Origin of the sequence: Spirosoma profusum (genome assembly GCF_014699005.1) — a bacterium.
Lineage (GTDB): Bacteria > Bacteroidota > Bacteroidia > Cytophagales > Spirosomataceae > Spirosoma > Spirosoma profusum.
In genome coordinates, this window is the sequence record NZ_JACWZY010000027.1 from 86773 (window position 1) to 99555 (window position 12783).

Genomic DNA, 12783 nt, shown 5'->3' on the forward strand with positions numbered 1-12783 from the left:
GTCAGGATTTAGTCAGATTCTGGAGATAGGCCGGATAATTCTGACCATCGCTATCTCCTTTGGTAATACTGTCGCCGAAGCAGACGATTTTATTTTTGAGTAATTGGTTCTGATTCAGGAATGTATAAATAGCTATTGCCATCGTTCGATAGCCATTGGCCGTAGGATGAATGCCGTCCGTTTTGCCGCTGTTCGCTTCGTTTTTGATAAGGCTCGCTACGTCCAGGCCAATCAAGCCGACGGTATCAAAAATACGATGCATATCGAGCAACGGCAATCGGTTATCGGCTGCTACGTTCCGGATTACGTTGTTCATGGCCTGTTTGCGAGCTGCGTGTCCTTCGGGTTTATAAAAGGCAGGATCGTGGCGGGTCATCAGATAAGGTTCGTAAACGGGCAGAATGGTCATCAGCACCAACTGGCTTTTTATGGCGAGTATTTTACTGACAATGGTACGAAGATTTCGCTCGTAGTCGGGTAGTGGAACATACTTTTTGCTGTTGACATCGTTCGTACCAACCATCAGAATGGTTAATTCAGGCTGGTGCGCCAGACAATCCGTATCGATACGTGCCAGCAAATCGACCGTATTATTTCCACCGACCCCCGCATTGATAATGGTAGGCGATACTGCCGACGCTACATTAATAGGCTTCGGCAGGCCGTAGGACGTAACGGCTAGCGCGGTTTGCAGAAAACTCCGACGTTTCATAAAAGGGAGTCATTTATGGTTTTTTTTTGTCATGCTGACGAAGGAAGCATCTTAAAGCTTCTTTATTCACAGGTTGGGAAGCTTTAAGATGCTTCCTTCGTCAGCATGACAAAAAATACTAATAACCAGGATTCTGATCCAGTGCCGGATTTACGTCACGCTCCGTTTGTGGTATTGGGTATAGGTAATGGCGGTCCTGCACAACAATAGTCGGATTCTGCGCTTTCATGGCGCTGATGAGCCGTTTGGTACGTGCCAGATCATACCAGCGATGTCCTTCAAACGCCAGTTCCAGTCGACGTTCCAGCAGGATGGCATCCCGGAATTGGTCCTGTGTCAAACCTGCGAGATCAGTCAGGCCCGCCCGCCTACGTAACCGATTGACGACTGCGTAGGCATCTGCATTGCCCGCTGACTGCTCATTGAGGGCTTCGGCATACATGAGTAATACGTCGGCGTAGCGGATAAGTGGATAGTTGTTGGCACCATCGTTGTTGCCCGTAGCGGTTGGGTCGAGGTATTTGTAAACGTATCCAGGAAACACGACGCTGGCCGGAGCCGCAGGATTAGTGGTTGCGGAGTATAACTTAATCGTTACGTCCCGGCGTTTATCGGCAGCCGTGTAGGTCCGATATAGGTTGTCGGTGACCGGATCGTCGCCAAAACCCGCTACGCCATTCACACGGTCGAAGTTAGGGCGCATGTAGCCCTGCATCAGACTACCCTCACCGACGCCCCCGCCTAGGGCCTGTATTTCAAAAACAGCCTCTTTCCCGTTTTTATTGGCCAGCAAAAAGGCCTCGTTGAAATTGGCCCAGAGGTCGTACACACCCAAATCCATTACTTCCTTCGCCTTGGCCGACGCCTTAGCCCATTCCTGCCGAGTCAGATATACTTTTGCCAGATAGGCTTTGGCCGCTCCTTTAGTGGCCCGACCCAGATCGGCGCCCGTGAACCGCAACGGCAACGTCGTTTCGGCATCTGTAAAATCCTGAATTACTTGCTTATACACATCCTCAACCGACGCCCGCGGTACGTTCAGGTTGTTAAGCGACGTTGTTTCGTTCACAATCAGCGGCACGCCACCAAACAAACGTACCAGCGTGAAATAGTAAAAGCCACGCATGAATTTGGCTTCCGCTACGTACTGCGCTTTCAGGTTGTTGTCCATCGCAATGCCAGGCACGCGGGCTATAACCGTATTGGCGCGGTTAATCCCCTGATAAATAGTGGTCCAGAGCGACTGGAACGTAGCGGTAGCAGGCGTAAATGCAAACTTATCCAGATCATTCTTGGGCTGATTTGCTGTTGATCGTCCGTTGCCCCACTCGGCATCGTCGGTGGCCTGATCCTGAAGAATCCACATGATCTGCCCATACATATTGGCCGAATTCATGGGATCATATACCGTACTGACAGCCGCTTTGGCATCGTCGGCGTTCCGGTAAAAGTTGTCGGGTGTAAAGTTCGATTCCGGGATTTTGTCCAGCACTTCGCAGGCGGTGAGAACAAAGAGCGAAAGCGTGAAAGAGAGAATGAGCGAAAGGTTTCGCCGGGCTGTTGCGGTTAATGCGATAAGTAATTTCATATCTGTATCGTTAAGGTATCGAGGAAAGCATCAAGGGCGATTTAAGCAACGTAAGAAATCACTCATCCGCTCTTTTACTCTTTCGCTCTTTAATCAAAAGCCAACATTAAGACCAAAGAGAATAGTTTTTGCCGCCGGATAGCTGCCGTAATCGAAACCCTGACTACGACTGTCCTGCCCGAACCGGTTAACTTCCGGATCGAAACCCGAATAGCTGGTTATGGTCAGGTAGTTCTGCGCCGACGCATACACACGTAGCGATTGGATTTTCAGACTTTTCAGCACCGATTGAGGCAAATTATAGGCAAGCTGAATGTTCTTCAATCGCAGATAAGAACCGTCCTCAATCTGCCGGGTCGAAATCCGGTTAGCCGGACGCGTGGTCGACGCACGAGGGATATCGGTATTGGTATTCGTGGGCGTCCAGCGATTCAATACGTCCCGGTCCTGGTTGGTGGTAGCGTTCAGATATTCCAGCTCAAAACGGTTGGCATTCAGGATATTATTGCCATAAACCCCCTGAAAAAAAGCTGTCAGTTCCAGGCCCTTGTACGAGAACGTATTGTTCAGACCATACACCAATTTGGGTTGTGCCCGACCGATAATAGTTCTGTCATTATCGTCGATCTTTTTATCGCCGTTCAGATCAGCGTACTTACGATCACCCGGTCTGCGCGCCTGTGGGTCAACTATGGTGTTTAGTTCGTCGGTAGTTTGATAGAGGCCGTCGGTTACGTAGCCATAAAACGATCCCAGCGGTTCGCCGACACGGATAATCCCCGACGTCAGGTTCTGCCCGATATTGGCTACCTGCCCGGCAAAAATCTGGGGTGCTCCGCCAATATCCAGCACTTTATTTCGGTTGGCCGCCAGGTTCAAATCTGTATTCCATTTAAATGCTTTGTCGATGTTGCGTGACGAAATACTAAGCTCAACGCCCTTGTTCTCAACACGTCCCAGATTTTTAATAGCGCTCGAATACCCTGACGTACTGGGAATTGTTACGTTCAGCAATAGATCCTTGGTACGTTTCAGGTATAAATCGGCGGATACGGTAATACGGTTGTTCAACAGACCGACATCCACACCGAAATCAGCCTGCGTAGTGGTTTCCCACGACAAATCTGGGTTGGCAATCTGGGCTGGACCGATACCCGTTGAGACTACGTTGTTGAAGACATAGTTTTGAGTACCCAGCAGCGAGTAAGCCGGGTAATTGCCAATACCATCCTGATTCCCGGTTGAGCCATACGTAGCACGCAGTTTCAGGTCGTTCAGGACGCTGGAGTTTTTGAGGAACTCTTCTTCACTCACCCGCCAGGCCAACGCTGCCGATGGGAAATAACCATATCGTTTATTCGAACCAAACCGCGACGAACCATCAGCCCGGAAACTAGCCGTTATCAAGTACTTATCTTTATAACCATAATTGATACGTGCCAGATACGACTGCAAACCCCAAGTTCCTATACCCGATGAAGGCACCAGCGGTACAGAAGCCGCACCCAAATTGCCCGAACCCAGGTTGTCATTGACAAAGTTACGAGCAGCAGCGGTTACATTCTCCGTGCGGTTGGCCTGCTGCGTATACCCTATCAGGGCGCTCACATTGTGGATACTGTTGAACGTACGCGTATAAGTGAGCAGGTTTTCGTTCAGCCAGGTAACCGCTTGACCGTTAAAAATGGAAGCGGCTCCACCCTGCGCCAACCCACTCGAAACCGAGCGCGGCAGGTACGAATCCTGTTTCTGAAGAACGGCGTCGATACCCAGCAACACACGTAGCGTCAGGCCGTCAATAATCTGATAATCACCGAATACGTTACCAAACGTGCGAAAAGCCGTATTTCGGTATTTACTGTCGCGGGCCAGCGCTGCCGGATTGTCGGCGGTGAAAGGCAGAGCCGGACTAGTGAGCACATATGTACCGTCAGGGTTGTAAACTGGCAGGATAGGCGGGAATTGCAGTGCTGCTATCGTTACCAGACCAGCGCTGCCCAGATCGCCATCACTACGCGACTGATTGGTAACGGTTCGGTTAACAGTCAGGCTGTTGCCGATTTTAAGGCGGTCGGTCAGTTTGCGGTCGAGGTTAACACGGAATGAAAAGCGATCAAAATCTGAGTTTACCACAACACCTCCCTGCTTAAAATAACCGCCCGAAATAGCGTACTGAGTTTTTTCATCACCCCCGCTGAGCGACAATTGGTAATTCTGGATGGGTGCCTGTTGAAAAATCTCGTTCTGCCAGTCGGTGCCTTCACCAAAGGCGTTCACCTGATCCTGCGTGTATACAGCCGCCCGACCTTCATTCGTGTTGGCATCATTGACGAACTGGGCGTATTCGCGGGCGTTCAGTACCGGATATTTACGACGAACATTTTGAATGCCGTAGTAGGAATCGAACGTAACGATTGACCGACCTGCCTTACCGCGTTTGGTAGTAATAATAACAACGCCATTAGCCCCGCGCGAACCGTAAATAGCGGTGGAAGAGGCATCTTTCAGCACCGAAATGGACTCGATATCACTAGGATTTAACGTGCTCAATACGTTAAAACTGGAACCACTACCAGCACCGTCATTCTTAAATGGAATACCGTCGATTACGTATAACGGTTCGTTATCACCCTGAATGGAGTTCCCTCCCCGAATCCGGATGGTAGTACCACTGCCTGGTGAACCAGAGTTTTGGGTAATCTGTACACCAGCCGCCCGACCCTGTAGCTGCTGATCGAGCGACGTAGCGGCTACTTTGCGGAGTTCCTCCATCGATACGGTCGCAACGGCACCCGTCAAGTCGCTTTTCTTCACCTGACCGTACCCAACCACGACTACTTCGTTCAGCGTTTTGTCGCTGACAGCTAGTGCTACGTTCACTGTGTTCCGGTTGCCAATAGCTACTTCCTGTCGCTCATAACCCACAAAACTGAATACCAACGTAGCACTCTGATCGGGTACGGCTAATTGGTAATTTCCGTTGGCATCGGTGGTCGTACCGCGTGTGGAGTTTTTTACCAGTACGCTCACACCCGGCAATCCTTCTCCTTTTTCGGCATCGGTAACTCGGCCCCGTATCTGTATATCAGCTCTTTGTGCCTGTTGCAGCGAGGAAAGCGGGCTAACTTCCTGGGCAATTGCGTTATGTTCCGGTTCGGCTGGATTATTTTCTGACTCGGGTTCGTTAAACCCCTGATTATCAGACGTGTGTTTGCTATTCTTCTCCGCTTTACGTTCGGTTACCAGATACGTACCGGCCTTTATTTTCTTATACCGTAATCCGGTTGGTTTTAATACGGCATCCAGATTTCGCTCGAGGGCGGCTGAAAAGTTGATCGGCTGCGAAACAGTCCAACCATTTACGGCACGATCAGCAAACAGGATGTCGACATTATAATGTGTTTTCAAATCAATCAGCACATCTTTCAATTGCCGAACCGCCGGGGCCGACTGAGTTGCGACTCCCGATGGCCGAACAGTCTGCATTCGCGCCATTGCCAGCGGCTGGGCAGTACCTGACAGACCGGTAATGAGGCAAATGGTCAGTAAAGGAGTCAAACGAAGTAGGTACGTTTTCTTCATTTTATGAGGGGGTTAAAAAGTATTGTCAGTTAAAACTACCTGGTCATCGTGTCGTACTACGTTGATTCCCAGTACTTCCGAAATAGCCTGAAGTAATTCATCTGCGTTTTCGGCATGGAATGAGCCCGTGAGAGTTTGGTGGGCTAACGTATCGCCGTTAATCTGAACGTGAATACCGTAATTTTCGGTCAGTAACTGGCCCACATCACGTAGCGTTGTATGGTCAAAAACAAACTGATTGCGTTGCCAGGCCGCATGATCGCTGGGTTGGCGGGTTGTGGAGCGTTTCAATCGACCGCGTCCGTCGAGGGTAATCAGGTCGCCGGGTTTAAGCATCAACTGACCGATTTGCTGCGTGGCAGTTGGGTAGTTGACCAGCACTTTTCCTTTAGCGAGTACCACCTTTGTTTCGCGGGGGCGGGTGAACACCGTAAATTCCGTTCCCAATACCACTACGTTCACGCCCTTGGTTGTATGTACGATAAACTGCTGATCGTCAGGCGTATGAATGACTGAAAAGTTAGCTTCGCCAGCCAGGTGTACATCCCGACGGTGTGTGCCAAATCCAAAACGGGGTACGCGCAGGGATGAATTGGCATTTAAAACAACCTTGCTGCCGTCGGCCAGTGTCAGCGATTGTGTTTCCCCATAGGTAGTCGTGTAGGTTTGATTCATCAGTTGTTCCTGGAAACCAAAAATCCCGAGGGTAATGAGCAACGATGCGGCTACGGCCAAACTCCACCACGGCAATCGATTCAGGAAGCTACGAGATGGTTCAGGTGTTTTGTCGGATTCAGTAACCGTCGACTGATTAGTATTCGGTTGACCCGCAAACAAAAAACTGTGGTATTTCTCTAGTTTAACTGACTGATTGGCAGCGTATTGAAGATGGCTCTGCTCCCATTCATCGAGCCAGTTATAGAACTGTTCTTCGTTCGTGGGGTCGCGGCACCATTCGTCAATCTGCTGTTTCTCTAAGGCGGTTGCTTTCCCGGCGAAATAATCGAAAAGTCGTTGTTTATTGATGCTTTCGTTCATGGATCGTCGTAGTTTCCAGGGTGATACGTACCCTGAGTTGAGTAACAGATTATCGGATCAGAATAAATACTGCGAAATGCCCAACAGCAACATTAACAGCCATTTGTCTTTCAGCAGATTCCGCAATTGATGACTGGCCTGACGAATCTGCACTTCCACTGTTCGCACCGAAAGACTGAGTTCCTCGGCGATTTCCGCGTATTTTTTTCCTTCGAATCGGTGCAGCAGATAAATACGTCGCCGTTGTAGCGGCAAAGTTTGCAGCGCCTGTTCTACGTCCTGATAAAGTTCTTCGTAATGCGTAATGGCGTCGGGCTGCTGGGCATCTGCTACGTCCTGATAGTGAGCCGTCTCTAAATCGGTGTCACGACGTAGCGTTTGGCGGAGATAATTATACGCCCGGTGACGTACCGTTTTGTAGAGGTAGGCTTTGTACGACGACGTAATGCTCTGGAAAATCTGCTTCGAGTAGAACTGCTCGAAAACGTCGGCTACCAAATCTTCGCCGATGGCTTTGGCGCCAACAAACCGTACGGCGTGGCTGCACAGCGGAACGTAGTAGCGCCGGAAAAGCAGTTCACACCCCAGCCGGGCGTCAGTCAGGAAGGCCTGCCGAATAAATTGTTCGGTATCCGAAGCAGAAGGCTCATTCGGAACAGGTGACTCCATACGCTGGTCTGGATGTGACTCGGTGGTCGTAAAGACCCGCAAGGTACCATTTTGCCGCATGTTTAGGAATTGAGTGCCAATGGTTAGTAAAGCGTATAAAAACGCGAATACAGGTAGACACATTCACACCGCAAAAACCCTTATGCGATTTGTAATAATTTCAGAAAAAATTTCACGCTGTCTGAACCGTGATTGAGCTGATTTGAGGATTTACTGGATTTTGTTAATTGATCAGGCGCTTCGAAGAAGCGAAAAACAAAATCCAGAAAATCCTCAAATCAGCTCAATCACGGTTCAGACAAAAGGCTTCCGCCGGATTCTCCATCAAAATCTGTTTCCAGTCTTTATTGGTAAAGCCGCGCTTGTTAAGTGTAGGCATGAGTTGCCTGAACAAAACGGTATAATCGCGACCAATGGAGCCGCCATTGGGCTTATCGGGGTCGTACCAGCCAGCGTCGTGCGAGAGTAAGGTTCGGTGCAGGAATTTGTTTTCTTTCATCAATAACAACGTCTCGGCATACGTATCGACATTGCTAGTATCGAGTCCGTCCAGACTTACCCAGCCCCCTTCCCGAACCATGCGTCCGTAGTGAACCATGTTGCTCCCCTGCGCATGAACCCACACAAACGCATCAGGCCGAACTCCTTCCTGTTTCAGCAAATCGAGCTGTTCAAAAGCTGGTACGTATGGACCCGTATGTGAGCAGATAGTCAGGCCGGTACGTTTGTGTGTACGTGCAGCCGCAATCACAAGTTTCCGATGCAGTTCAGATAAAGAACCCGGATTTACGCCGATTTTGATAAATCCCGGCCGGATGCCCGTTCCGTCAATACCGTTCTGAAAATCGGCAATCCAGCGATCAGCCAGTTGATCAGCCGTTTCGGTATGGGCAAAAGCGGGCAAATATTTATTGTCCGACGCCCCATAATACCCTGTGTTGGTCAGGAGGTGAATACCACTACGTTCGGATAACTCTTTTAAAAGAAGCGTGTCTTTCCCAAGATAAGCCGGCGTACAGTCGAGCAGCGTTTGGCAACCTAACTGTTTCAACGTTTGCAAATAAGGCAGCATTTTCGCCACTACGTCCTCGCGTTTCCAGCGATCCGCCGTGATTTTGTCAGCTCCAATAAAATCCACCAGAATATGCTCGTGAATGAGCGTCAGTCCCATTTTCGATGCGGGCATTGGGCCCGTCACCGTATGCACGATACGTTCCGGTCGACGTAGTAAGCTACAAGCTGCCAGCGAACTCCGCAGAAATGACCGACGAGACAACATGATGAATGATGAATGATGAATGATGAATGATGAATGATGAATGATGAATGATGAATGATTTACAAAATCATTTTTATTTTTCTATTATTCACAGATCATTTTCAAATCATTAAATACTCAAGCAACTTCTATTAATCTCACTTTCCTCTCTTGAAAACAAAATCCAGAAAATCAATAAATCATATAAATCCAGGTTCAGACTATTTATACGCTTTCGCTTCCTTAATCAGCGACTTGTATTCGCCCACGGAAAGTGCTTTTTTATAATATAGTTTGGCCTGAGTTCGGTCGTTAGCGCGGGCGGCTATACGAGCTAAACCAGCATAGGCAAAAGCCTGATATTCTTTAGTATACCCTTCATTGAAAGGTTGTTTAAGAGCCGTCTGGTAATACGTAGCAGCTTCTTTGTCGTCTTTTTCGTCCTGTTCGGCCAGCATTCCTGAGAACGTATTAAACGCCAACGGCACTAATTTATTCGGCATTGTTTTAAGCCGCTGCACATACGGGCGGGCTTCAACGTAACGGCCAGCCAGCATGAGCGATTCGACGTAAGTCATAGCAAAAAGCGGATTATCCGGGTATTTATCCACCAGATACTTCGTGTATCCTATGGCCCGCCCAGCATTCGTCTCATGTTTCAACAAAACATGAGACAGGTAGTAATTGGCTACGGGTCGCATAAACAGGGCCTTGCGTGTTGCTACGTCCATCTGTTTAATACCCAGCGCGATATCGCCATCAGCAAAGAAAAACATGAACGGACGTACAATCGGGTGATCGATGGGGTAGCGTTCTACGTAGTAATTATAAAGTCCGGTGGTGAAGTAAAAATCCGGGATTTTTTCCATCAATTTGGAGCCGTCGCGCAGGTAGCTATACGCCTTTTTCGATTCGCCCACCGCTTTCAGTGATTCCCCCTGGTTGTGGTACTGTGCAGCCAGATAGCTATGGCAGGTCAGCATAAAAAATTTGGCTTCCGGATTGTTTTCGTCCTTGTCGAGCATCTTTTTGGTGAACTCCATAGCCTGCGCAACCGACTGCATAAACTGGGACGTAGCAGCCTTATTTTCGGCCAGCGGCAAATACTGAATATCAAGCTGCGTTGCCCGCAGGATAGGTCCGATAGGGTGTTGCGGATACTTGATCTGAAGCTGGCGAATCAGGATATCGGCCTCTTTAAATTCCAGGTTATAAATACTGTCCAGCACTTTCAGAATAGTCTGCTGTGTTGCCGGATCGTTGATCACCTGCGCTGGTGCCAGTAGCGGAGTCAGCATGACAACAAGAAACAGCAGCGTTTTTTTTACAATAGACAAAGCGGTATCTAACATTACGTCGTTTGATTCTATACGCCCGGAAGCGTACTTTTGTTCAATGTGCATAGTCCATATCGACTAGCTGGATTCTTTTTTATGATTCATTACGAACAGTTTGTATTAGACAATGGCCTCCGCGTATTCGTTCATGAAGACGAAACGACCCCGATGGCTGCCGTCAATATTTTATATAACGTCGGTTCACGCGATGAAGACCCGGCTAAAACGGGTTTTGCGCATTTATTCGAACACCTGATGTTTGGCGGCTCCCAAAACATTCCGTCTTACGATGAGCCGCTTCAGAAAGTCGGGGGCGAAAACAACGCTTTCACAAGTCCCGACATCACCAATTATTACATTACGTTGCCGTCGGCCAACCTGGAAACCGCATTCTGGCTCGAATCGGACCGGATGCTGAGCCTCTCGTTTGACCCGCAATCGCTCGATGTGCAGCAGAAAGTGGTTATCGAAGAGTTCAAACAACGATACCTGAATCAACCTTACGGCGATGTCTGGCTCAAGCTCCGCCCCCTGGCGTATCAACAACATCCCTACCGCTGGGCCACAATCGGCAAAGACATCAGCCATATCGAAGATGCTACGCTGGATGATGTGAAGTCGTTCTTTTTCAAATATTATCTGCCCAACAACGCCATTCTGGTGGTGGCGGGCAACGTAACGGTTGAGCAGGTAAAACAGCTGTGCGTCAAGTGGTTTTCAACCATTCCAGCAGGTGAGCCATACGTTCGCGAACTACCTTCAGAGCCAGTTCAGCAGGAAGCCCGCAAACTGGAAATTTCGGCCAACGTACCGTTGAATGGACTGTATAAAGCGTATCACATGCCCGGCCGTTTTGACCCCGATTTTCATATCGCCGACTTGATGAGCGATATGCTGGGACGTAGCAAATCGTCGCGACTGTACCAGAAACTACTACGTGACAACCCCATTTTCAGCAGCATCACCGCTTACCTTACGGCATCCATCGACCCCGGTCTGCTCGTCATTCAGGGGATGCTCAATAACGACGTAACACTCGAAGAAGCTAATGCCGCCGTTGAAGCACTCTTGCAGGAATTTATCGACAATCCGGTTTCGGAGGAAGAACTGGCGAAAGTGAAGAATCAGGCGGAGGCCACGCACGCATTTTCGGAAGTTGAGCTGCTGAACCGAGCCATGAATCTGGCGTTTGCGGCCAATGCCGGAAATCCGGATTTAGTAAATCAGGAAGTTGCGCAGATTCAGGCTATTACGTCAGCCGATATTCAGGCGATGGCCCAAAAAGTGCTACGTAAGGAAAACTGTTCGACCTTATATTACCGGCGTGCGGAAGAGGTTGCAGCTTAAATTGACCAGTCATGGCTACAGAAATCACCTATCAACCCAAACCCCTGACCAATGCTGAACTTCAGCAGTTATCACAGGACGTAAAGCTAGCCTTAACGGAATTGTATGGCGACCGGCTCGACCGGATAATTCTGTATGGTTCCTACGCGCGGGGTGATTTCCATGCCGAGTCGGATGTGGATTATATGGTGGTGTTGAAGGATGATGAGGTAAAAGCAGGGCAGGAAATCAGGCATATGGTTGATAAAATTTATGACGTTTTAGACGACCATTACATACTAGTTTCTGTAAAGCCAGCTTCGCTGAAAAAATATATGGAATCAGGTTTGTTTCTTTATCAGACTGTTCGGCGTGAGGGGAAACAGATATGAATGAAAATGTATCTGCTTACATGCTTATGGCAGAGGAGTGTTTGCGGGACTCTCGGTATTTATTACAAATGAAAAGTTACCGCAGTGCTGCCGGTCGGGCCTATTATGCCTATTTCGACGCGGTACGGGCATTACTTGCCAGTAAAAATATAACTACGAAATCCCATTCATCTATTAAAATGCTATTTGGCCAACACTTTGTTCAGGCAGGTCCATTCACCAAACCTGATGCAAAGGCCTTTCAGAGTTTATTTCTCTTACGCCAGAACAGTGATTACGAAATAGATGAGAATGTTTCGGAAGAAGATGCAACTGATGCGGTTGCAACAGCCACCGAATTTCTACACCAGGTCGAAGCATATTTACGGGATAACAGTTTTGCAGCATGAAAATTCGTGTAGGACAAGGTTATGACGTTCACCGGCTGGAAGAAGGTCGACCTTTCTGGTTAGGGGGTATTCAGATTCCCAGTACGTTTGGGCCGGTCGGCCATTCCGATGCCGATGTAGTGTGCCACGTGCTGTGCGATGCCCTGCTGGGTGCGGCCAACATGCGGAACATCGGGTACCATTTTTCGGATAAAGACCCGCGCTGGAAAGGTGTCGATAGTAAATTACTGCTGGCGGAAGTGCTACGTATGGTACGTAGCGAAGGCTACGAAATCTCGAATGTCGACGTAACGGTGGTGTTACAGGAGCCGAAATTGAATCCACACATTCCGGCCATGAAAACCTGTCTGGCCGACGTAATGGCCATTCCCGAAGAAGATATTTCCATCAAAGCCACTACGTCTGAACACATCGGTTTCGTCGGGCGTGGCGAAGGCATTGCCGCGCACTGCGTAGCCCTTATATTTAAGGATTAGTTTCATAAATACCACC

Annotated in this window: 11 protein-coding genes; 4 read left to right on the forward strand and 7 right to left on the reverse strand. The window is 48.9% G+C overall.

Features of this window, described 5'->3' with window-relative positions:
* Nucleotide 1 precedes the first annotated feature (1 nt).
* The 7 genes from IC229_RS25640 to IC229_RS25670 form a co-directional block, all read right to left on the reverse strand.
* The gene (locus IC229_RS25640) at nucleotides 2-712 is read right to left on the reverse strand and encodes an SGNH/GDSL hydrolase family protein (protein WP_190890330.1); all 711 of its coding nucleotides are present in this window, start codon (nucleotides 710-712) and stop codon (nucleotides 2-4) included.
* 118 nt (nucleotides 713-830) lie between these two features.
* A complete protein-coding gene (locus tag IC229_RS25645; protein ID WP_190890332.1) occupies nucleotides 831-2300 on the reverse strand; it encodes a RagB/SusD family nutrient uptake outer membrane protein in 1470 nt (489 codons plus the stop codon).
* Between the two features lie 93 nt (nucleotides 2301-2393).
* The gene (locus IC229_RS25650; protein ID WP_190890333.1) at nucleotides 2394-5882 is read right to left on the reverse strand and encodes a SusC/RagA family TonB-linked outer membrane protein; all 3489 of its coding nucleotides are present in this window, start codon (nucleotides 5880-5882) and stop codon (nucleotides 2394-2396) included.
* Between the two features lie 12 nt (nucleotides 5883-5894).
* Complete coding sequence (locus IC229_RS25655) at nucleotides 5895-6920, reverse strand: FecR family protein (RefSeq protein WP_190890335.1); 1026 nt, start codon at nucleotides 6918-6920, stop codon at nucleotides 5895-5897.
* 57 nt (nucleotides 6921-6977) lie between these two features.
* A complete protein-coding gene (locus IC229_RS25660) occupies nucleotides 6978-7649 on the reverse strand; it encodes an RNA polymerase sigma-70 factor (protein ID WP_190890337.1) in 672 nt (223 codons plus the stop codon).
* A 223-nt stretch (nucleotides 7650-7872) separates the two neighbouring features.
* Complete coding sequence (locus tag IC229_RS25665) at nucleotides 7873-8868, reverse strand: phosphotriesterase family protein (RefSeq protein WP_190890338.1); 996 nt, start codon at nucleotides 8866-8868, stop codon at nucleotides 7873-7875.
* Nucleotides 8869-9068: 200 nt separating this feature from the next.
* A complete protein-coding gene (locus IC229_RS25670) occupies nucleotides 9069-10199 on the reverse strand; it encodes a tetratricopeptide repeat protein (protein WP_223834195.1) in 1131 nt (376 codons plus the stop codon).
* 81 nt (nucleotides 10200-10280) lie between these two features.
* On the opposite strand from IC229_RS25670, the gene IC229_RS25675 reads away from it, so the two are divergent.
* From IC229_RS25675 to ispF, 4 genes are read left to right on the forward strand one after another with little or no spacing between them, the layout of a single operon-like run.
* Nucleotides 10281-11531, forward strand: a complete 1251-nt coding sequence (locus IC229_RS25675; protein WP_190890340.1) for a M16 family metallopeptidase — start codon at nucleotides 10281-10283, stop codon at nucleotides 11529-11531.
* Between the two features lie 11 nt (nucleotides 11532-11542).
* Complete coding sequence (locus IC229_RS25680) at nucleotides 11543-11902, forward strand: nucleotidyltransferase domain-containing protein (RefSeq protein ID WP_190890343.1); 360 nt, start codon at nucleotides 11543-11545, stop codon at nucleotides 11900-11902.
* 26 nt (nucleotides 11903-11928) lie between these two features.
* Nucleotides 11929-12291: a HEPN domain-containing protein gene (locus tag IC229_RS25685; protein WP_223834199.1), complete on the forward strand. Its 363-nt coding sequence runs from the start codon at nucleotides 11929-11931 to the stop codon at nucleotides 12289-12291.
* Nucleotides 12288-12767: a 2-C-methyl-D-erythritol 2,4-cyclodiphosphate synthase gene (gene ispF, locus IC229_RS25690; RefSeq protein WP_190890346.1), complete on the forward strand. Its 480-nt coding sequence runs from the start codon at nucleotides 12288-12290 to the stop codon at nucleotides 12765-12767. The genes IC229_RS25685 and ispF overlap by 4 nt, the downstream gene beginning before the upstream one ends.
* Nucleotides 12768-12783: the final 16 nt, after the last annotated feature.

Excerpts from the sequence above, each read along its gene's own strand:
- IC229_RS25655 (WP_190890335.1), bottom strand. The coding sequence starts at position 6,920 with ATGAACGAAAGCATCAATAAACAACGACTTTTCGATTATTTCGCCGGG.
- IC229_RS25670 (WP_223834195.1), bottom strand. The coding sequence starts at position 10,199 with ATGTTAGATACCGCTTTGTCTATTGTAAAAAAAACGCTGCTGTTTCTT.
- IC229_RS25650 (WP_190890333.1), bottom strand. The coding sequence starts at position 5,882 with ATGAAGAAAACGTACCTACTTCGTTTGACTCCTTTACTGACCATTTGC.
- IC229_RS25680 (WP_190890343.1), top strand. The coding sequence starts at position 11,543 with ATGGCTACAGAAATCACCTATCAACCCAAACCCCTGACCAATGCTGAA.
- IC229_RS25645 (WP_190890332.1), bottom strand. The coding sequence starts at position 2,300 with ATGAAATTACTTATCGCATTAACCGCAACAGCCCGGCGAAACCTTTCG.
- IC229_RS25660 (WP_190890337.1), bottom strand. The coding sequence starts at position 7,649 with ATGCGGCAAAATGGTACCTTGCGGGTCTTTACGACCACCGAGTCACAT.
- IC229_RS25665 (WP_190890338.1), bottom strand. The coding sequence starts at position 8,868 with ATGTTGTCTCGTCGGTCATTTCTGCGGAGTTCGCTGGCAGCTTGTAGC.
- IC229_RS25685 (WP_223834199.1), top strand. The coding sequence starts at position 11,929 with ATGGCAGAGGAGTGTTTGCGGGACTCTCGGTATTTATTACAAATGAAA.
- ispF (WP_190890346.1), top strand. The coding sequence starts at position 12,288 with ATGAAAATTCGTGTAGGACAAGGTTATGACGTTCACCGGCTGGAAGAA.
- IC229_RS25640 (WP_190890330.1), bottom strand. The coding sequence starts at position 712 with ATGAAACGTCGGAGTTTTCTGCAAACCGCGCTAGCCGTTACGTCCTAC.
- IC229_RS25675 (WP_190890340.1), top strand. The coding sequence starts at position 10,281 with ATGATTCATTACGAACAGTTTGTATTAGACAATGGCCTCCGCGTATTC.